15 protein-coding genes are annotated in these 20,062 nt (G+C 40.6%); 9 read left to right on the top strand and 6 right to left on the bottom strand.

Annotated features, from left to right (window positions below; translation table 11 throughout):
• Positions 1 to 342 precede the first annotated feature (342 nt).
• The 3 genes from AAEZ18_RS15725 to AAEZ18_RS15715 all read left to right on the top strand — a co-directional run bounded on the left by AAEZ18_RS15725 (position 343) and on the right by AAEZ18_RS15715 (position 4,611).
• Positions 343 to 705: a hypothetical protein gene (locus AAEZ18_RS15725; protein WP_182677586.1), complete on the top strand. Its 363-nt coding sequence runs from the start codon at positions 343 to 345 to the stop codon at positions 703 to 705.
• Positions 705 to 3,041, top strand: coding sequence for a fatty acid cis/trans isomerase (locus tag AAEZ18_RS15720; protein ID WP_192532253.1), 2,337 nt, complete (start codon positions 705 to 707; stop codon positions 3,039 to 3,041). The genes AAEZ18_RS15725 and AAEZ18_RS15720 overlap by 1 nt, the downstream gene beginning before the upstream one ends.
• A 160-nt stretch (positions 3,042 to 3,201) precedes the next feature.
• A complete protein-coding gene (locus tag AAEZ18_RS15715) occupies positions 3,202 to 4,611 on the top strand; it encodes an ATP-binding cassette domain-containing protein (protein WP_350552024.1) in 1,410 nt (469 codons plus the stop codon).
• A 47-nt stretch (positions 4,612 to 4,658) separates the two neighbouring features.
• Here AAEZ18_RS15715 and AAEZ18_RS15710 read toward each other — a convergent pair whose 3' ends face one another.
• The 6 genes from AAEZ18_RS15710 to AAEZ18_RS15685 form a co-directional block, all read right to left on the bottom strand.
• Positions 4,659 to 5,537 carry a TraB/GumN family protein gene (locus tag AAEZ18_RS15710; protein WP_011329420.1) on the bottom strand — a complete coding sequence of 293 codons (879 nt, stop codon included), beginning with the start codon at positions 5,535 to 5,537 and terminating at the stop codon, positions 4,659 to 4,661.
• Between the two features lie 50 nt (positions 5,538 to 5,587).
• Entirely contained in the window at positions 5,588 to 7,021 is a 1,434-nt protein-coding gene (locus tag AAEZ18_RS15705) for a sensor histidine kinase (protein WP_350552021.1), read from the bottom strand.
• Positions 7,002 to 7,676, bottom strand: coding sequence for a response regulator transcription factor (locus tag AAEZ18_RS15700; RefSeq protein WP_350552018.1), 675 nt, complete (start codon positions 7,674 to 7,676; stop codon positions 7,002 to 7,004). Before AAEZ18_RS15700 ends, AAEZ18_RS15705 begins: the two co-directional genes overlap by 20 nt.
• A 63-nt stretch (positions 7,677 to 7,739) precedes the next feature.
• Positions 7,740 to 9,719 (bottom strand): LTA synthase family protein, encoded by a 1,980-nt coding sequence (locus AAEZ18_RS15695; RefSeq protein WP_182677584.1) that lies wholly within the window; start codon positions 9,717 to 9,719, stop codon positions 7,740 to 7,742.
• Positions 9,710 to 10,081: a diacylglycerol kinase gene (locus AAEZ18_RS15690; protein ID WP_086994754.1), complete on the bottom strand. Its 372-nt coding sequence runs from the start codon at positions 10,079 to 10,081 to the stop codon at positions 9,710 to 9,712. Before AAEZ18_RS15690 ends, AAEZ18_RS15695 begins: the two co-directional genes overlap by 10 nt.
• Complete coding sequence (locus AAEZ18_RS15685; protein ID WP_350552013.1) at positions 10,078 to 11,748, bottom strand: phosphoethanolamine transferase; 1,671 nt, start codon at positions 11,746 to 11,748, stop codon at positions 10,078 to 10,080. The genes AAEZ18_RS15690 and AAEZ18_RS15685 overlap by 4 nt, the downstream gene beginning before the upstream one ends.
• A gap of 541 nt (positions 11,749 to 12,289) precedes the next feature.
• On the opposite strand from AAEZ18_RS15685, the gene ilvG reads away from it, so the two are divergent.
• The 6 genes from ilvG to AAEZ18_RS15655 all read left to right on the top strand — a co-directional run bounded on the left by ilvG (position 12,290) and on the right by AAEZ18_RS15655 (position 20,062).
• A complete protein-coding gene (gene ilvG, locus AAEZ18_RS15680) occupies positions 12,290 to 13,939 on the top strand; it encodes an acetolactate synthase 2 catalytic subunit (RefSeq protein WP_182677578.1) in 1,650 nt (549 codons plus the stop codon).
• The gene (ilvM, locus tag AAEZ18_RS15675) at positions 13,936 to 14,178 is read left to right on the top strand and encodes an acetolactate synthase 2 small subunit (RefSeq protein WP_058374304.1); all 243 of its coding nucleotides are present in this window, start codon (positions 13,936 to 13,938) and stop codon (positions 14,176 to 14,178) included. Before ilvG ends, ilvM begins: the two co-directional genes overlap by 4 nt.
• Before the next feature lie 99 nt (positions 14,179 to 14,277).
• Positions 14,278 to 16,134: a dihydroxy-acid dehydratase gene (ilvD, locus tag AAEZ18_RS15670; protein WP_182677576.1), complete on the top strand. Its 1,857-nt coding sequence runs from the start codon at positions 14,278 to 14,280 to the stop codon at positions 16,132 to 16,134.
• 2 nt (positions 16,135 to 16,136) lie between these two features.
• On the top strand, positions 16,137 to 17,690 hold the full coding sequence (gene ilvA, locus AAEZ18_RS15665) for a threonine ammonia-lyase, biosynthetic (protein ID WP_089368828.1): 1,554 nt from the start codon (positions 16,137 to 16,139) through the stop codon (positions 17,688 to 17,690).
• A gap of 97 nt (positions 17,691 to 17,787) precedes the next feature.
• A complete protein-coding gene (locus AAEZ18_RS15660; protein ID WP_182677574.1) occupies positions 17,788 to 18,816 on the top strand; it encodes an ABC transporter substrate-binding protein in 1,029 nt (342 codons plus the stop codon).
• Between the two features lie 61 nt (positions 18,817 to 18,877).
• Positions 18,878 to 20,062, top strand: a complete 1,185-nt coding sequence (locus AAEZ18_RS15655) for a methyltransferase (protein ID WP_182677571.1) — start codon at positions 18,878 to 18,880, stop codon at positions 20,060 to 20,062.

The following is a 20,062-nucleotide window of genomic DNA, read 5'->3' as shown; positions in this document are numbered from 1 at the left end:
GCCAGGCTCCAAATTGTAGAAAGCCCGACTAGAAATAGTCGGGCTTTTTTACGTCTGTAGAAAAGTGAAATGTGGGTGAATAATGTACACAAGTCTCCCGCGTAGGTTGGGCGAGCGTAGCGACACCCGACACTAAAATCATAAAAAACATCACCACCGGCGAATAAGGTTAAACTTAACTTGTGAGTATGATTGAATTGATAATGTAGTTATTCGTTTTTTATCACTAAATACAGCACATAGGCGTAGTTACTGTTGATAACTTTCGCTAATTTTTGATCTTATTATTTGCTATAATCGTTTTATAAATAGCCTGCATAGCCGTATTGAGAGATCAGCACAATGGAATTTGAACAAGATAGCACTTTAACCCTTCCTTTATTTCTTTTTGATGACACTTTAAGTGACAGAGATTTAGAGCAACCTGACTTTGAAATTTCACTGCCACTTGATGACGAATTACTGACTCAACTATGTCAAAACCCTAGTGAAGACAGCAGTATAGCAATTAGTGTTGAGAGCTATCAGCTAACCATAATTAATCCTGAGCTGGCAGATATTGCAGAGCAACAGCATGATGCACAATTAACTTTAACCCGCGGGCCATTATTAAGTGCAGTACTGATTACAGCAGATCAACAAACATTTGTTTCTCCACAAATGGATATGATGCCTACGTTTGATTTAGGCGATGAGGACGAATGATGAGAAAAGTCGTAATAAGTACGCTAATACTGATTATTTTAAGTGGCTGTGCGTATTTAGGTAATGCTCATTACAATGATTTATTTGGCCCTGAGCAAACACAAGATCGTATGGTTTTACATAGTACAATTGAGGGGGCTGATTTTTTACAAAATGTAAAGCCAGTGCTTGATACACGCTGTGTAGTTTGCCACGGTTGCTACGATGCACCATGTCAGCTTAAGCTCTCATCTCCCGAAGGCATTGATAGAGGTTTAAGTAAAGAGCTGGTCTATGATGGTACGCGTTTATTAGCCACTACACCGAGCCGTTTGTTGTTTGATGCAGATAATACCCAGCAATGGCGTGATAAAGGTTTTTCGCCGGTGCTAAATGAGCGCGAGCAAAGCATAGAAGCAAACTTAGCAGGCAGTGTGTTATTTAATAGCTTAGTGCTAAAGCAAAGCTCTGATATTGCTAACAATGAAGTACTTGATGATGATGATTTTGATTTTTCGTTAAGTCGCTCTCAAACCTGTGCCACTATGGGAGAGTTTGATAGGTTGGCGGATGATCAACCACATGGTGGTATGCCTTATGGTTTGCCAGGCGTATCGCGTGAGGAATTTAAGCACTTACAAAATTGGCTGAAAAACGGTGGTAAAATGGCCAATATTGCACCGCCAACAGCGTTTGAGCTACAACAAATTAAGCGTTGGGAAGCATTTTTAAATCAAGATAGTTTAAAGTATCAGCTTTCTGCGCGTTATATTTACGAGCATTGGTTTTTAGCAAATATCTATTTCACTCCAGAAAACACGCAAACCTTTTTTAAATTAGTGCGCTCAAGTACACCACCCGGTGAAGATATTAAACTCATTAGCACACGTCGTCCTTATGATGATCCTAATGTTGAACGTGTTTACTATCGAATGATGCATGAACGCTCAACTATTTTGTCAAAAACACATTTGCCACTTAAATTAAATGATGCAAAGCTAACGCGTTTATATCAGCAGTTTATAGAGCCTGAATATACGGTAGCGAGCATGCCAAGCTATGAGCCAAAGGCTGCCTCTAATCCTTTTAAAACCTATGAAGTGATTCCAATCGACTCAAAATATCAGTTTATGCTTGATGAAGCTGAGTTAATAATTATGGGCTTTATTAAAGGGCCGGTTTGTCGTGGGCAAATTGCACTTAACGTCATAAATGATCATTTTTGGGTTGCATTTGCTGATCCTAAAAAAGTGGCTACTCCTGCTGTAGGTGAAATGCTGATTCAGCACGAAGATGCGCTTGAGCTACCTGCCGCTGAAGAAAGTAACGCATTAGCGATTAAAAGCTGGATTAAATATTCGGTGCGCGAAAAACGTTACTTAAAAGCTAAAGTTGAGCTGGCTAATGAGCTGTTTAAAAATGGCGATCACTTAACCACTAATTTATTGTGGAAAGGTGATGGTGTTAATAAAAATGCTGCGTTAACTGTATTTCGTCACTCAGACAGTGCTACGGTTGTGAAAGGCTTAATTGGACAAGAGCCTAAAACTATGTGGGTGCTTGATTATGCTTTATTTGAGCGCATTCACTATTTATTGGTTGCTGGATTTGATGTATACGGCAATGTAGGGCACCAACTCGTTACACGTTTATATATGGATTTTTTACGTTTAGAGGGAGAGGGTAACTTTCTTGGCTTATTACCTGAAGATAAACGAGAGCAAATTAAAAGTAGTTGGTATCGTAAGTCACCGCCTAGCTTATCTAAGTTCTTTAAAAGTAACCAAGAGTTTAGCCAACCTAGCGGAATAGTTTATAAAACCGATGATCCGCAACATGAGCTTTATGGCTTAATTAAAACGGCATTATCGCCCGTACTTAGTGAGCATTACGATTACACTAGCGTTTCTGGGCCGTTAGCAAGTATTAATACTATGCCTGTTAAGGCAATTAACTTATTGCCACCTGTATCTTATGTATTGGTTAAGCAAACAGACAATAGCCATAAAGCGTATACCATTATTCATCATAACGCACATTACAATATCTCTAGCTTACTTAACGAAGAAGGTCAGCGAGCTTTTGATGAAGATACTGTCACTCTAGTTCCTGGTTTTATTGGGGATTATCCAAGTGCTATTTGGTATTTAAATAATCAACAGCAAGTTGCAGCATTTGCAGAGCAGTTACCACTGATGCAAATTGAAGCTGATTATCGTGCGTTAAAATCTAAGTTTGGCATTCGCCGTACTCATCCACAATTTTGGCAGTATAGCGACATTTTACATCGGGCTGCTAAGCAGTATCGTGGTGTTGAATACGGTATGTTTGACTATAATCGCTTAGAAAACCGCTAGTTTTAATGAACTAAACGCAAGCCCAGCACTAAGTTGCTGGGCTTTTTTATTGCTTGCTGTTTATTACTTGAAATAATTTACAGTGCAGGAAATAGCGGTTGCTTCGAAGTTTAACTTTGCGGTAATTTAAATTAAGTAGAATAAATAATAAGAGTAAACAGTGCAGTCAATTCAGCTTCAAGCATTTAGTGGCTATTTACAAGGCCAAGGGCAAAGTCGTTACCATATCAATGACCTAAGTTGGCAGGTTAACCAAGGCGAGCATTGGTTGTTACTTGGCGCTAATGGTGCCGGCAAGTCAGCTATTACTGCTGCGTTAGCTGGCGAAGCTAAGCACAGTAGTGGTAAGCGCAGTTGCAGTATAGATGCTGTGCAATTGGTTTCATCTGATGCGCAAAAACAGCTTATTAATAAAGAACTAAAAAATGACAAACAAAGCTCAGTGAAAGAGCTGTTATTGGGTACAGCCAGTTATGATGTCGATTTGGCGCTGCGTTTAATTAACATATTAGACTTTGAGAAATTACTAGCTCGTCATTTTAGAGAGCTTTCAACCGGTGAAACTCGAAAGTTATTATTAATTAAAGCGCTGAGTTCGCGGCCTAATTTAGTGGTGCTTGATGAACCCTTTGACGGGCTTGATGTAGAGTCGAGTACTGCGCTTAATGTCATTTTGGCGCAATTAAGTGAATATATTAGTTTTGTGTTTGTAGTGAATCGTGTAGACGAAATTCCTGCTTTTATTACTCATTATGGTTATGTAAATCAAGGGTGTTTACAGTCTATTTTAGCGCATCCAAATGCAGAGCAAGTAGCCGATTTACTCAAGTTACTGCACTTAGAGCACAGCCAACTGAATATTCCAGAGCGAGATAGCTCGCAAGTTCAAGGGGTGTTTACGGGCAATACCTTGGTAAAGCTAAGCCAAGCAAGTGTAAGTTATAGTGGTTTGAGTATTTTTACAGGGCTTGATTGGACTATTAATAAACATCAGCATTGGCAGTTAAGTGGTAAAAATGGCTCAGGTAAAACCTGCTTATTAAATTTAATTACTGGCGATAATCCGCAGTGTTATAACAGCAATATTGAAGTGTTTGGCTTTAAGCGTGGCACGGGGGAGAGTATTTGGGATATAAAGCAACATATTGGCTTTATATCGAATGCGCTACACATGGATTATAGGGTGAGTATTTCGGCATTAAATACTATTGTTTCTGGCTTTTACGACAGTATAGGTTTGTATCAAACCCCAAGTGATGCACAAATTAATATTGCCAAACAATGGCTCGCGTTAATAGGTTTGGAGGAGCAATATAATACCTCGTTTACTCAGTTATCGTATGGCGATCAGCGGTTGTTACTTATTGCCCGCGCTATGGTTAAGCACCCAACCTTGCTTATTTTAGACGAGCCCTGTTTAGGGTTAGATGAGGCAAACCGACAGCGAGTGCTATTATTGATTGAAAAAATATGCGCCGCAGGCAGCAGCACGGTAATTTATGTAAATCATCATGCGGCAGATAAAATTAACGGTATAGAGAATTACTTAAAAATGGAAGATTTTAATTAAAACTGAGAGAAAGGTTGAATGAAAAATCACTCAACCTATTTTTTATTTTAAAGACGAGTAACGTTAAAACCTTTATCTTTTAATTGTTTAAGTAAGCCGTGTTGTTCAGGTAAGTGCAGTGCGCCGACGGCAATAAATAGTTGCTCGTTTACTAAACGTGGTGTTAGTTGTTTAATCCAGTTGTTGTTGCGGTTAATGAGCATTACTTGCTCACTAATTTCACCGTAATTACTATCATCAAAACTAGTATTGTAATAATTGGTTAGAGTTTGCATATCGCCATTTTTCCAGGCATCAACTAGCTTAATAAAGTAGGTATTAATGTCGGCAAGCTGCTCAAAGGTTTCTGCAATCATTTCATTACTTAATAATTCCATACCATCAAACATTTGTAGTTGTTGTTCAAGAGTCTCCAGCTCCCCTACTTTAATATCTTTATTTTTGGCGTAAGCGAGTACTTGCTTATCAATACCTGTTTTATCTGAATAACCGGCATTTTGAAACTCAATTTGCATCATAGTTACCATTACCGCCCATGGCTTTAAGCCATTAAACATAGCCACATCAATCGACTTTTTGGCAAAATAATCTTTAAGTTTATTGTAATTTTCTGCAGAGAGCTCAGTTTGCAATGTTTTACCGTTTTTTAGTAGCATGAATGGCATAGAGCGCTGCTGCATTTGCAGTGGCGTTAGTTTGTTTATATCTACCTCTACAATAACTTGAGAGCTTGCATCAATTGCATCAGTTACATTTTTAGGCAAGCCTTGCATGCTGGCGTCGCCTACGTGCACAGTGCCAAATAAATAGGAATTAACTCCGTTTTTTTCTATTTTGTATAACGCAGGAGCAGCATAGCTGTTAAGGCTAAATGTTATAAGTAACGCCACAATAAAAAAGTGGCTAATACGAGTAAGAGCATTCATGGTTTGTCCTTAAAATCTCAAAAATTAGTAGTGTAAATACTAACCTAAATTTACCCGGAGGGCAGCGTTAATATAAACGTTAGCGTATTGTTTTCGGTATTACTAGCCGTAACAGTAAAGCCATTTAAGTTACATAAGCTCTGCACAATAGATAACCCTAAACCGTGACGGTGGTTATTAGTTCTAGATGAATCTAGCTGATAAAGCGGGTCGAAAATAGCTTGTAATTGTTGTTCGCTCAATACTGTAGCCACTTTATTACTTAATGAAATGATAGTGGATTTTGGGTTACTTACGGCACTTAATTCGATGTTGTGCTGCGTTAAACCATAAAATAACGCGTTATCTATTAAATTACATAAAATAGTATTAAGGCTAAACTCGTCAGCAATAATGGTTACATTATTTGCAATAGTATTATTTATACGGGTGGCAATATTAGGGTGTTTAAAGGTTAGCTCATTAATTGTTTGTTTGAGCAAATTATTTAAAACGATAGTTTGCGCGTTTAATTCTATGCTGCTAGTTGAGCGCTGCAATAAGAGCAGGTTGTTTACAATGGTTTTCATACGCTCAGAAATACTGAGTACGTCACTGGTATAGGTATCGCTAATACGCTTGTCATCTGGGTATTTAAGTGCGACCTCGGATAAGCTTATTAGCTCTGCAATGGGAGTTTTAAGCTCGTGCGCTATATCGCTGGTAAGGCGTTTTTCATTACTATAAAGCTGCTGATTAGTAGTAATGAATTTATTGAGTTCATTGCGTATAGGCTCTATTTCTTCTACTTTAAAGTCGCTTTCTATAGTTTGTGCCACGGTTGTAATATCGAGACGTTTTATTTGCTCGTTCAGATTGTGTAGCGGAAATAGCCCTTTATTTACAATGCGTGTAACCAAGTAGCGCACGCCAAATACACCAATCACACAGGTGAGAATAAACACCACATCAATAATGATCAGTACTTTATTAAGCTCGGCCGTTGGGGCTGCTATTGCCAGGGTCATACTGTTAATAGTAGCTGATGCGTTGGTGTTTCTAATATCTTTTTTAGCAACAAAGTGGCTTATAAGTACTCGGCCGCTTTGTCCGTTAGGTAGGTCGTAATCAATTATTTTAGATTCGTTTATAGGTAGTTCTAAAAAAGGCAGTTGAGTGTTTTTATACAGTTGTAACGATTGAGAGCGCTCAAACACCTCGCTGCCATGCCATAATTGGTAAAACTCACTGGCGTCGGCTTGTTCGTATTCCGACATAAATTTACCCGAAAATTCAAACTCAACTTTACCGTTGTCATCCTCTACTAAGGTTTTTAAGTAGTTAGCTTTATTAGTGAGGGATTGATTAAACTGCTCCTCTACCCAAGAATCGACACTTAAATCAACAGTTAAAAATATAGTGAATAATATAACGGAGATCACCGCGCTAATATTATTAACGAGTTTACGTTTTATTGAGTGACTTTTACTTTGTTGTTGCGACATAACCAAACCCACGTTTATTTTTTATAGGGAGTTCGCCATCAAACTGTCTTACTTTTTTACGTATGGTTGATATATGTGCTTCAAGCGCATTTTTAGAGAGCATATCGAACTGACCGACCACCGCTTCACTTATAAGCTCCAGCCCTAATACTCGCTCGTGGGCATTAAATAAGCACTCTATTATTTTGTATTCATTACGAGTGAGTTCAATGGCATGTTGCTGGTAATGAAGTGTTTTTAGCGAAAGATCTAATACACAGTCACCTACGGTAAGCGTATTTTGTTGGTTTTGCAGTGAACCACGGCGAAGTAGCGCAAGCACGCGAGCGTGAAGTTCTTCAAACGAAAACGGCTTAGTTAAATAATCGTCAGCCCCTTTCATAAGGCCATTTATTTTATCTTGCGGCTCACTACGAGCAGATAAAATAAGTACACGGCTTTGGTTATTACTGCTGCGCAATGCTTGCAAAATACTCATGCCATCTACACTCGGTAGCATTAAATCAAGTAATATTAGGTCGTAGTTTCCACTAAGTGCCATGCTTAATCCTTCTGAGCCGTCACCGGTTTCATCTACGGTAAAACCAAGGTTGCCAAGGCCTACTTGCAGGCTGCGCCTTAGTGCTTCTGAGTCTTCAATAACGAGGATGTTCATCTTTGCTCGATTTGTAAAAATAGCCTTGTTACTTTAACAAGGCTTTATTATCAAGTCACTTTGTTAATGATACCAACCATTTGTATAAGCTAAGTTACCTAGGTTGGCATGGGCTAGGGCTTTTTTAATCAGTTGCTCATCGTTTTTACATGGCACAAGCTGATTATTACTATACGTATAGGTGGTTGCTGGTTTTTGCGGTTGTAGCACCACCACTTTATTGTCGTGCATATAGGCAAAGTTTTTGTCGTATTGCATCATTGCGCGTTGTTTGTTGTCGCTAATAGGTTTTGATAAATCATGGCCTATCATAGGGTGTTTGCCACTTACGCCAATTAAAGATAGTAAAGTAACGGGAATATCGAGTTGGCTGGCTAGTTGATTATCGCGTTTATGGGCAATGTCTTTACCAAAAATAACCGCTGGAATTCTAAAGTGATCAATTGGCACCAAGCTAGCACCTGATACACGCGAGTCGTGATCGGCTATTACAATAAATACCGTATCGTCCCAGTAGCTCGACTTTTTAGCTTTTTCAATAAATGTACCTAGCGCGTAGTCAGCGTATTTTGCCGCATTATTGCGGGTTTGTTTTTGTTTGTCGTACAGGGTTATTTTATCGTCAGGAAATTCATACGGGCTATGGTTGGAGCTGGAAAATATAAGACTTAAAAATGGTTTATTTTGTTTTTTAAGTTTAGTGAGTTCGATATCAGCTTGGTCGTATAAGTCTTCGTCTGATGCGCCCCACGAGCCATTAAAGTCTATTTTATTAAAGTTATTTGTATCTACAATATCTTTAAAGCCATTACCTAAAAAGAAGCTTCGCATGTTATCAAAGTGGCTTTCGCCGCCATAAATAAATTGGGTGTTATAATTTTGCTTCGCTAAAAAGTCAGCGATAGTAAAAAAGTCACGTTGTGATTTATCAAGCTTAACAACTGCACGCGAAGGTGTAGGCGTAAAGCCTGTAATTATCGCTTCAATACCACGCACCGAGCGCGTGCCAGTGGCATATAAATTATCAAACCCCCAACCTTGCTGATAAAGGGCGTCAATATTAGGCGTTAGCGGTAAACCGCCAAGTGTGCCTACATAGCGTGCCCCTAAGCTTTCTTGTAAAATAATGACTAGGTTTTTTGGTTTAGTGTTATTCGTTGCGGTATGAAAGGTGTTTGTTGGCGCACTTTTATCAGTAAATGTGGCTTGGCTATCTTGCATATTATTGCGCACTATACTGAGCAGTTCATCTGCTGGCATTTTTCCGTAATAATCTTGGCTAGATTGCTCATTAGAGAGCTGCTTTACCGCAAATGCTACGCTATAAAGTGAGTTAAGGGTTAAGTCGTTAAGTAAGTGATCGGTCGAAAACGATACCATGGCTGGGTTAAGTGGTCTGTGCCCTAATGAATTACGCGCGCCTAAAATAGTTAAGCACACTAAAACTAACGCTAAAATTGATTGATTTAACCTTGTTAGTGACGACTTACTTTGCCATTGATGGCTAAATACTTTACCTGCAAATTTGCAGCTTAAAATAAGTGCTATAACAGCAATAAGTATTTCTAATTTATAGCCCGAAAAAATCATTTTAGAGACTTCTTTAGGGTAAATTAAATACTCTATAAATAAGCGGTTTGGGCGTAAATCATACTCGTTTATAAATGTAGGGGTAATCACTTCAAAAAAAACGAGTAAAGCAGACATACCCACTAAGTAAATTTTAATTAGGCTGCGTATTTTATTTTGCCAACCTACGCTCTGCATCAGTAAAGTAAGTAGCAATACGGGCATAATAATGTAGCTTAAAGTGGCTATATCAACTCTTAAACCACCTACAAATATAGAAAACCACGCATGCGATCCAAATACACGCTCCCCTTGCCATACACTTAAACCAAAGCGAGCAAGTGTTAAAAAGCCAAGGGCTAAAACAGCAAATACAACAAAAATCCATACCGGGCCAAGTGCATTTTTCACCTGAGGTATTACTTTAACTATTAGCCCCGTTATTTTAGGTATAAAATTTAGCTTTAAGCCCATAATACAGCCCACCAAATAAGTGCGGCAATTAACATGGCTATAAACACACTGGCAGAGGCTATATCTTTAGCGAGACCCGAAAGCTCATGGTGTTCGCTGCCAATCCTATCAACTACAACCTCAACTGCCGTATTTACTAGTTCAGCAAACAATACAAAAAGCAGGCTGGCTATAAGTAGTAATTTATCGCTTAGTGCAATTTCTTGCAGATACACAAACACACCAAGTAACGAAAACAGTGCTAACTCTTGTTGAAACGCCGCTTCAAATCGACTCATCCATTTTAAGCCGTTAAAAGAATGGTTTAAGGTAAAAATAAGGCGCATTAAGCCTTGGCGTTTTATAACGGTTTTATTGCTCATAGTTGTATTTCGCTTGGTGTTGTTTGGCAGCTCGCAAGTAGATCAAGCGATGCCTGATACGTTTTGCTGTTAATGCCAATTAAATTTAAAAGGGTGTGGAAAATATTGTTGTGTGAGCGTGCAGCATTGGTGTCTAAATTAGCTAAGCAGGTATTGGTAATGCGCTGATTATGCTCATCAGCCCACATATAAAGTGGTACGTGGGTTTGTGTGCTAGGCGCAAAGCTATACGGAAAGCCATGTAAATAAGCACCGCCCTCGCCAAGAGATTCACCATGATCTGACACATATAAAAATTGCTTATCTATATTGTTTGGCAGCGTTTTTAACTGCTCAATTACTTGGGCGTTAACAAAGTCGCTGTACGCAATGGTGTTGTCGTAGGTATTAACTAATTCATCAAATGAGCAATTTTGAATATCGCTTCTGTCGCAGGTTGGGGTAAATTGTTTAAATTGTTCAGGGTAGCGTTTAAAGTAAGTTGGCCCGTGCGAGCCCATCATATGCAGTACGATAACGGTGTTAGCTTGGGTTAAATTAGCCAGTTTGTGTTTAAGTGGAGCTAATAGCGCTTCATCAAAACAGTACTTACCATCACATAAAGTAGATTTTGTTGTAGGTATGTCGATAGTAACTACTCGCGTACATACGTCTTTACAGCCGCTGTTGTTATCAACCCAGAGTACATCACTGCCTGCGTGCTGGGCCAAATCAATCAAGTTTTGCTGGCTGTCGGCTTCGAGTCGATCAAAGTTTGTTTGTGTTTGCAACGAAAACATACAAGGTACAGATACCGCTGTAGCCGTGCCGCAAGACGCCACATTATTAAAGTAAGTAACGCCGTGTTTTTGGGTATAAAAATTGGTGTTACGTTTATAACCTTGATAAGCAAAGTTTTCTGCTCGTGCAGTTTCACCAACCACTATTACGGTTACGCTACTGGCATTAGGCGCAATTAGGGTAGGTGCAGCATCTATATTTTTAAATTCCATATTGGTATACAGCAGCTGATCGCGCATATATTTATAGCCGCTAGAGAGATACTGAAATGGAATAATTTCTTTTTTCAAAATGCGGTTATTGCGGCCCGTTGCAGCATAGTCGGCATAAAAGTTTGTAACCACCAATACTATAAGCGCCAAACACGCTACAACTAGCTTTACGCGGCTAAGTACTTCTTGGTGAGGGCGGGTAAAGTGTATTTTTATTTTGCTTAAAACAAAAACAGGCAGGGCACAAAACAGCAGTAAAAAGCCAATAAGCTGCGGATTTAAATAGCTTAATGCTTCGCTTGAATCAGTTTCGAAGGTGTTTTGGATCATAGAATAATCAAACACCACGCCATAATTTAAGGTGCCGTAAAGTACTGCACTGGAAATAACCAATAAAAAGTAATTAAGTGGCTTTAATAACCACCGAACCGACACTATCGAAAAAAATATAATTAGCAGGCAGAGTAGTAATAGCGGTACTGAAAATAAAAATAGCCACGAAAAAGAAGCTAAAGAAGTAATGGCGCTAAAAGAGCCATGAATGAATGGAATATTTATAACCAAGCAATAGTAGCAGGCAATCATTACTACAAAAGCGTTGGCGCTACAGTGAATGTAAAACCGTTTACCACGATTAAGTTTTTGCTGTGTAGATATAGGACTAAGTGAATGCATATTTAGGCTCGTTTAAAACAACAACGCCATGTTATGCAACAACACTTAAGAACTGCTTAAGAGAAGCTACGCATTTCCTGAGGGGGGTAAAATAAATTTATTCCCAGAGTATTATTAAAAATTAATCAAACCATAAAAAGGGCATATTAGAATAGGGAATTTATAGCGCTTAACTATTCACATAAAAAAACCATAGCAGGTAATTATAGTGAATATTAAAACCACTTAAATTGCTTATTTGTCTTTTATTTGAATTGAATTTGATGTTGACTTAAGGGGCTCAGCACGGTATTAATATAAAAAGAGAGCAAAGGAATAACCTTTGCGATAATTTAACAACATTTGGTATTAATTACATGCTTGCAAACGCACTAAACCTAGTCCTGATTATTATCGTGGTGATTATTCCCGCGAGGGCTTCGTAGTGCTTTAAAAAACTTAAGCATTTAAAAGCCCTCCGCACTTAACCGTTCGGGGGGCTTTTTGGTTTTAGCGGCAAAATATGTGATTGAATTGTCACTGAGGAATGAGGGTTTTATTAATGACAGGCGCAGAATTAACAATAGATTTATTAGCCAAACACGGCGTAAAAGAAGTATTTGGCTACCCAGGCGGAGCTATTATGCCAATTTACGATGCCTTGTATGGCGCGCCAGTCAAGCACTACCTTACTCGGCATGAGCAAGGTGCAGGCTTTGCGGCAGTAGGTTTTGCTCGTAGTACGGGTAAATTAGGAGTGTGTTTTGCAACGTCAGGCCCTGGTGCCACTAACTTAATTACTGCTCTTGCCGATGCGATGATGGACTCAGTGCCATTATTAGCAATTACCGGGCAAGTGCCTACCGCAGCGATTGGTTCAGATGCCTTTCAGGAGGTAGATGTGTTAGGTATGTCGCTGTCGTGTACTAAGCACAGTTACATGGTAGAGCGAGCCGAAGACTTAGCCGAAATACTGCAAGAGGCCATGCACTTAGCGCAAAGCGGTCGCCCAGGGCCCGTACTCGTAGATATCCCAAAAGACATTCAAATGGCGCAAGTGCCATTTCAGCCTTGGCTAGCAGCAGACGAGTACTTACCAGAACTTGATTTAAAGCAAGTTGCTATTGCTAATCAACTGCTTAGTGAAGCTAAACAGCCGGTTGCTTATGTAGGTGGTGGAGTGCAATCAGCGGATGCACAAGCCCAGTTGATGCAGTTTTTAAATAAAACCCACATGCCAGCGGTTGCCACACTTAAAGCGCTGGGCAGTGTGTTACCCGATTACGAGTATTACTTAGGTATGCTAGGTATGCACGGCGGCCAAGCTGCTAACTTAGCGGTGCAAGAATGCGATGTACTAGTGTGTATTGGGGCGCGGTTTGATGACCGTGTTACCGGCAACTTAGCAAAGTTTGCTGCAAACGCTAAAGTAATTCATTTAGACATAGACGCCGCAGAAGTCGGTAAGCGTAAACCAGCAAAAGCTTCTTTAATTGCTGACTTAAAAACGTCCTTACCTGCATTAGAGTGCTTTGTAACTCCGCAAGCATGGTGCGATTATAACAAAGCAATGATGGTTAAATATGCATGGCGTTACGACTATCCGGGCGACAAGGTATTTGCACCCTATTTACTTAATCAACTTAGCCAACGTATGCCTAAAACGGGTGTCGTGTGCTGCGATGTAGGTCAGCACCAAATGTGGGTGGCCCAGCATATGAAATTTAATCATCCCAGTAATCACTTAAGTAGTGGTGGTGCAGGCACTATGGGCTTTGGTTTACCTGCGGCAATTGGTGCACAAGTAGCGCGCCCCGATGACTTTGTTATTACGGTATCTGGTGATGGCTCTATCATGATGAACATTCAAGAGTTGGCAACAATTCGTCGTAATAATTTACCAGTAAAAATACTTATTTTAGATAACCAACGCTTAGGTATGGTACGTCAATGGCAGGAACTGTTTTTTGAAGAGCGCTACTCAGAAACTGACCTTTCAGATAATCCAGACTTTGTGCAGCTAGCAGCGGTGTTTGGTATACCAGGGCAAACCATAACCCATGCTAATCAAGTTGACGATGCAATAACTGCACTGGTTAATAGTAAAGGTCCATACATAGTACATGCCTGTATTGATAATAAAGAAAATGTATGGCCGCTAGTACCACCAGGTGCAGCTAACGATGAAATGATGACGGGGAAAGCACAATGAAACATAGTTTAACAATCGCCTTAAAAAATCAAAGTATTGCTGTAGAGCGTTTTTTACGCGTAGTACGTCATCGTGGTTTTGACTTAACCCATTTTCAACTCAATATAGACGATGGCCAATACCATGTAACCATGACGGTAGACAGCGATAAGCCAATTCACTTATTAACCAGCCAGCTAAATAAGCTGGTGGACGTAAAAGCCGTTACTTTACAAAATTTACAGCAACAAGCGGTTTAAGTGTGCGCGCAGTAAACAATTGCAGAGTGGGTTAATAAACTTACTCAATAACTAAGAATGAGGAATGCTTGCTTATAAAGCAGCAAAACAGAGGTAACCATGGCAAAATTAAGAAGTGCAACAACAACCGAAGGTCGAAAACGTGCAGGTGCTCGTGCATTATGGCGTGCAACAGGAATGACAGATAGCGATTTCGGAAAGCCGATTATTGCGGTTGTAAACTCATTTACACAATTTGTACCTGGGCATGTGCACCTTAATCAGCTGAGCGAACTGATGGCTGAAACCATTACCCAAGCGGGTGGCGTGCCAAAAGAATTTAACACCATAGCGATAGATGATGGTATTGCTATGGGCCATGGTGGCATGTTGTATTCACTGCCATCACGCGACCTAATTGCCGACTCGGTTGAGTACATGGTTAATGGCCACTGCGCCGATGCGATGATTTGTATTTCAAACTGCGACAAAATTACCCCAGGAATGATGCTTGCAGCGTTGCGTTTAAATATTCCGGTTATATTTGTATCGGGTGGTCCGATGGAAGCCGGTAAAACTAAACTTGCTAATATCGATATTAAACTCGATTTGGTAGACGCCATGGTTAAAGGTGCAGATGAGTCGGTAAGTGATGCAGATTCAGAGCAAGTGGAGCGCTCAGCATGTCCTACATGTGGTTCGTGTTCAGGCATGTTTACTGCCAATTCTATGAACTGTTTACTTGAAGCCATTGGTTTAGCACTACCGGGTAACGGTACTACGCTAGCAACGCATAAAGACCGTAAACAATTATATGTTGAAGCGGGCGCACGCATTGTTGATTTGTGCCGCGAGTATTACCAAAAAGATAACCAAGAAGTATTGCCACGCGCGATTGCTAACAAAACAGCCTTTATGAACGCCATGGTAGTAGATATAGCCATGGGCGGCTCGTCAAATACGGTATTACATTTACTTGCTGCGGCGCAAGAGGCAGGTGTTGATTTTGATATGTCGCACATTGATGCACTATCTCGTAAAACGCCATTTTTATGTAAAGTAGCACCCGCTACGCCAGAATATCATATTGAAGATGTACACCGCGCTGGTGGCATGATGGCAATTGTACGTGAGTTGGGTAAAGCAGGCTTAGTTGATATGTCGGTAAATCATGTCGCTGGGTCAACAATGGCTGAGCTAGTTAAAAAGTGGGATGCAACAGACCCAACTAACGAAGCTGCTCACAAATTTTATCGTGCAGGCCCTGCGGGTATTCGCACTACTAAAGCAATGAGCCAAGAATGCCGTTGGGATGAGGGCGATAACGACCGCGAACATGGTTGTATTCGTAGTGTTGAACACGCTTTTCGTCAAGATGGTGGTTTAGCCGTACTGTCGGGCAATTTAGCGGTTGATGGCTGTGTTGTAAAGAGCGCGGGTGTAGTTGATGACATGCTACATTTTGAAGGTACTGCCGTGGTGTATGAGTCGCAAGATGATTCGGTAGAAGGTATTTTAAACGACGAAGTAAAAGCCGGCGATGTAGTGGTTATTCGTTATGAAGGGCCAAAAGGCGGGCCTGGAATGCAAGAAATGCTTTATCCAACCAGTTACTTAAAGTCAAAAGGCTTAGCAGAAAAATGTGCCTTGATCACTGATGGTCGTTTTTCTGGCGGCACATCAGGCTTATCAATTGGCCATGTATCACCAGAAGCGGCTAGTGGTGGTGCGATTGCCTACGTTGAAAACGGCGATAAAATAATTATTGATATTGCTACTCGCGAAATTACTTTAGCGCTTAGCGATGCAGAGCTCGAAGCTCGTAAACAAAAACAGCTAGCGCGTGGCAAGCAGGCTTATAAACCGCTTGATCGTCAGCGTTATGTATCATCTGCGCTTAAAGCATATGCGCTACTTGCTACCAGTGCCGATAAAGGTGCAGTGCGCGATTTAGCCAAACTAGAGGAGCTTAGTTAATTATGGTTTCTCAAGAACTCGATTATTTTCGTGCAATTATTCAAGCAAACATGGAGCCGCTGGCTAAAGTAACTGAGGTTAGCAAAATGGCCGAACTCAGTACTAAGCTGGGCAACCATGTGTGGCTAAAACGCGAAGACCAGCAGCCGGTGTACTCATTTAAATTACGTGGTGCATTTAATAAACTTAACAAGCTGCCTAAAGGCTCAGTAGTGATTACTGCATCTGCGGGAAATCATGCTCAAGGTGTGGCGCTGAGTGCCTCACATTTAGGGCATCAGGCAACTATAGTTATGCCAGTAACTACCCCAGAAATAAAAGTAAGTGCAGTGCGTGCACTTGGTGGTGAAGTAGTATTACATGGTCATCATTTTGATGCCGCTAAAGCCCATGCGCTAGAACTTACAGAGCAACTCAACGGTATATTTGTACCGCCATTTGACGACCCAGACGTAATTGTAGGGCAAGGCACAGTAGCCCGTGAGCTAATGCAGCAGTTAAACGAGCTTGATGCGGTATTTATTCCCGTTGGCGGCGGCGGTTTGCTTGCTGGTATGGCGGTATATATAAAATCACTGCGCCCTGATATTAAAGTAATAGGGGTAGAAGCCGACGAAAGTGCCTGCTTACAAGCCGCACTAAAAGCAGGTAAGCCAGTAGAGCTTGATAGAGTTGGTAGTTTTGCCGATGGTGTGGCGGTTAAAATTATTGGCACTGAAACGTTTAGATTAGCGCAAAAGTTTTGCGACGACGTAGTTACCGTAAGCAGCGATGAGATATGCGCCGCCATGCAAGATATTTTTGTATCTACGCGTGCCATTGCCGAGCCTTCAGGCGCGCTTGCCACTGCCGGGCTGAAAAAGTGGAGTCAGCAATCGGGGTTAAAAGGGCTGCATTTAGCTGCCGTGCTTTCAGGAGCTAATTTAAATTTTGATCGCTTACGTTATGTAGCAGAGCGCACCGCACTTGGCGAAAAAAACGAAGCGCTATTAGCCGTTACCATTAATGAAGAAAAAGGCAGTTTTAAACAATTTTGTGCCTCGTTAGGTGGGCGCGCTATTACCGAGTTTAATTATCGTTATGCAGGGCCCGGCGATGCGCAAATATTTGTAGGTATTGCGCTACGTCAAGGGTTACAAGAGCTAGAAGAGTTAAAGCGAGATCTAACCAATAACAATTATCAATTTTGCGACCTATCGGATAACGAACTCGCTAAGTTACATGTGCGTTATATGGTTGGAGGTAAAGCACCTGAGCAATTACATGAACGTTTATTACAGTTTGAGTTTCCTGAATACCCGGGCGCATTAGCACGCTTTTTAGATACCTTAGGCAGTAATTGGAATATTACTTTATTTCATTATCGTAATCATGGTGGCTCTACGGGGAATGTATTAGCAGGTTTTGCAATTGAACCAAGCCAATTTGATGTGTTTAATGAGCACTTAAATCGCTTAGGCTATAACGTACAAGATGAAACAAATAACCCGTGTTTTACCCAGTTTTTAACCTCGCAGCCTCAGGGCAAAAACGTCGATAAACTCGCTTCGGCATAACCCTCTTTATTAACAAGCACCTCGTTGAGGTGCTTGCTTTATCATGTTTTTTACATATTATTATCAATAAATAATAATATGCTTTGAGGGGAACTCGTTGCTAATTAAAGGACTAATCATTGTTTTAGGGCTTTTTTGTTGCCAGCTACAGGCGCAAGAACCGGTTACATTGCAATTAAAATGGACTCATCAATTTCAATTTGCCGGCTATTATATGGCCAAGCATAAAGGCTTTTATAAAGAGGTCGGGCTGGATGTAAATATACTCCCTGCCAAGTTAAGTATGCCCGACAGTTTTGATGCAGTAGCACAAGGTGAGGTGCAGTTTGGCATTGGTCATTCTGGTGTTTTACAGCAACGCATTGCCGGTAAACCTTTAGTGGCAATGGCTGCTATATTGCAGTTTTCCCCTTATTGCTGGATGGTTAAAGACAGCTCTGATATTTTTCATGCACGAGACTTTATTACTAAACGAGTCACTACCAGCGGTAAAAGAGAGAATACTGAGTTATTAATTATGCTCCAGCGCAGTGGCATTAATACCGACCGCTTAGCCCATTATGAAGGTGATAATCCGACCCGCGCATGGATTGACAATAAAGTAGATGCAATGCAAGTGTATGTAACCGACCTACCTTATTACATGGCGCAGCAAGGAATTGCCCACAGACTTATTTGTCCGCAAAGGTACGGTATGGATCTGTATGCCGATATTTTGTTTACTAGCCAAAGTATGCTTAAAAACCACCCGCAAACAGTAGAAAGCTTTTATCAGGCAAGTCTTAAAGGCTGGCGTTATGCAATGATGAATATGGATGAAGCGATAGCAGTAACTCAGCAATATGCACCGCATAAAAGCCCCCATCAGCTAGCTTATGAAGCCGAGGTATTAAAAGGCTATGTTACAGTACCCAGTACTCACCTAGGTAATATGTCGATGGCAAAGTGGCGCTTAATAGCTGATTTATATGGTGTTGAACAAAGTGATTTTGACAAAGTAAAAACTAGTTTTATATATAAGTATCAGGAGCCCGAAAGATTACAGCTTTCATGGATGTTACTGGCAGCAATTATTATCAGCATTATTTCTATCCCGCTGTATTTACGTTTAATCTTCAAAAAATAACCACTTAATGACAGTGGGCTGAGCTGCTATAATTAATTGTGTTTATTTATTTTAAGTTGATATGACCTTAGCTGAGCAGTTTTCTGCACTTGATTCTCTCCTTATGCGTAATCGCCAATATTGGCAATGTACGGCATTTGATTTTGATGCACTACCTTGGCCTGAGCTACAAGAGCCTTTAAATAATTTAACGGATGAAGAAGTTGCCCAATTAGATGGCAATGAAGAACAGTTATATCAATTTTTTGAGCCGCATATTGAGCAACTTGAACAGCTGGTAAATTTGTGTGAGTTACCAACAGCGAACTTAACGCGCAGTGACTATCCGTTTTGGCTTAGTAACGGTATAAAAGGGCGGAAGTTTCAGCAGCTGCAAGATTTTGTAGCGGCTTTACCCAGTAGTACCAAGCCTGTTTTAGAATGGTGCGCGGGTAAAGGACACCTCGGGCGTATGCTAGCGTTTAATGGTGCTAAAAGCGTGCACAGTATAGAGCTGCAACCGCAATTATGTGAGCAAGGGCAGCACAGTGCAAAGCAGCAAGGCTTAGCTATGCACTTTAGCCAAGCAGATGTATTGAAGGATGACATTACTGCTTTTTTTAAAGCCGATATGCACGCAGTCGCTTTACATGCTTGCGGCGGTTTACATCAAGCTTTTATGCAGCAGGCCAGTGTAGCTAAAGTCTCTAACATTAGTTTTTCTCCTTGTTGTTATCATTTATTTACCCCAGATAATTACCTAGCAATGAGTACGCTTGCACAACAAAGTCTCCTTAACTTAACTCATCGCGACTTAAAGCTCGCACTTCAAGAAATGGTCACCGCGCCTTCACGCATAGTTAAAGTGCGTAACACTGAAGTTGCATGGCGACTCGGGTTTGATGCCCTGCGAAAATCGATTACTAATGAGCAACATTACGTCAGTGTGCCGTCGGTTAACAAGGCGGTGTTTTCAGATTCATTTAAATCGTTTTGTGCATGGGCTGCAGACAAAAAGTCGTTAAAGTTGACACAAGAGATTGATTATAATAAGTTTTTACTTATTGGGCAGGACAAAATAAAAGTAACTGATCGTATTGAACTGGTTCGACATGTGTTCAGAAGAGCAATAGAAGTTTGGCTTGTGCTCGATCGTGCTTTATATTTACAGCAGCAAGGCTATCAAGTCAGTATTAAAACGTTTTGCGCAAAACAGTTAACACCGCGCAATATTTTGATCTTGGCAAATTACCCGTCTTCGAACTGA

Source organism: Pseudoalteromonas sp. 19-MNA-CIBAN-0066 (assembly GCF_040308705.1).
Lineage (GTDB): Bacteria > Pseudomonadota > Gammaproteobacteria > Enterobacterales > Alteromonadaceae > Pseudoalteromonas > Pseudoalteromonas nigrifaciens.
Note: the sequence above shows the minus strand (reverse complement) of the source record. Positions and strands in the feature narration are given on the sequence as shown.

Coding starts and splice junctions, on each gene's coding strand:
- AAEZ18_RS15725 (WP_182677586.1), top strand. CDS start 343: ATGGAATTTGAACAAGATAGCACTTTAACCCTTCCTTTATTTCTTTTT.
- AAEZ18_RS15720 (WP_192532253.1), top strand. CDS start 705: ATGAGAAAAGTCGTAATAAGTACGCTAATACTGATTATTTTAAGTGGC.
- AAEZ18_RS15710 (WP_011329420.1), bottom strand. CDS start 5,537: ATGAATGCTCTTACTCGTATTAGCCACTTTTTTATTGTGGCGTTACTT.
- AAEZ18_RS15705 (WP_350552021.1), bottom strand. CDS start 7,021: ATGTCGCAACAACAAAGTAAAAGTCACTCAATAAAACGTAAACTCGTT.
- AAEZ18_RS15700 (WP_350552018.1), bottom strand. CDS start 7,676: ATGAACATCCTCGTTATTGAAGACTCAGAAGCACTAAGGCGCAGCCTG.
- AAEZ18_RS15695 (WP_182677584.1), bottom strand. CDS start 9,719: ATGGGCTTAAAGCTAAATTTTATACCTAAAATAACGGGGCTAATAGTT.
- AAEZ18_RS15690 (WP_086994754.1), bottom strand. CDS start 10,081: ATGAGCAATAAAACCGTTATAAAACGCCAAGGCTTAATGCGCCTTATT.
- AAEZ18_RS15685 (WP_350552013.1), bottom strand. CDS start 11,748: ATGCATTCACTTAGTCCTATATCTACACAGCAAAAACTTAATCGTGGT.
- ilvG (WP_182677578.1), top strand. CDS start 12,290: ATGACAGGCGCAGAATTAACAATAGATTTATTAGCCAAACACGGCGTA.
- ilvM (WP_058374304.1), top strand. CDS start 13,936: ATGAAACATAGTTTAACAATCGCCTTAAAAAATCAAAGTATTGCTGTA.
- ilvD (WP_182677576.1), top strand. CDS start 14,278: ATGGCAAAATTAAGAAGTGCAACAACAACCGAAGGTCGAAAACGTGCA.
- ilvA (WP_089368828.1), top strand. CDS start 16,137: ATGGTTTCTCAAGAACTCGATTATTTTCGTGCAATTATTCAAGCAAAC.
- AAEZ18_RS15655 (WP_182677571.1), top strand. CDS start 18,878: ATGACCTTAGCTGAGCAGTTTTCTGCACTTGATTCTCTCCTTATGCGT.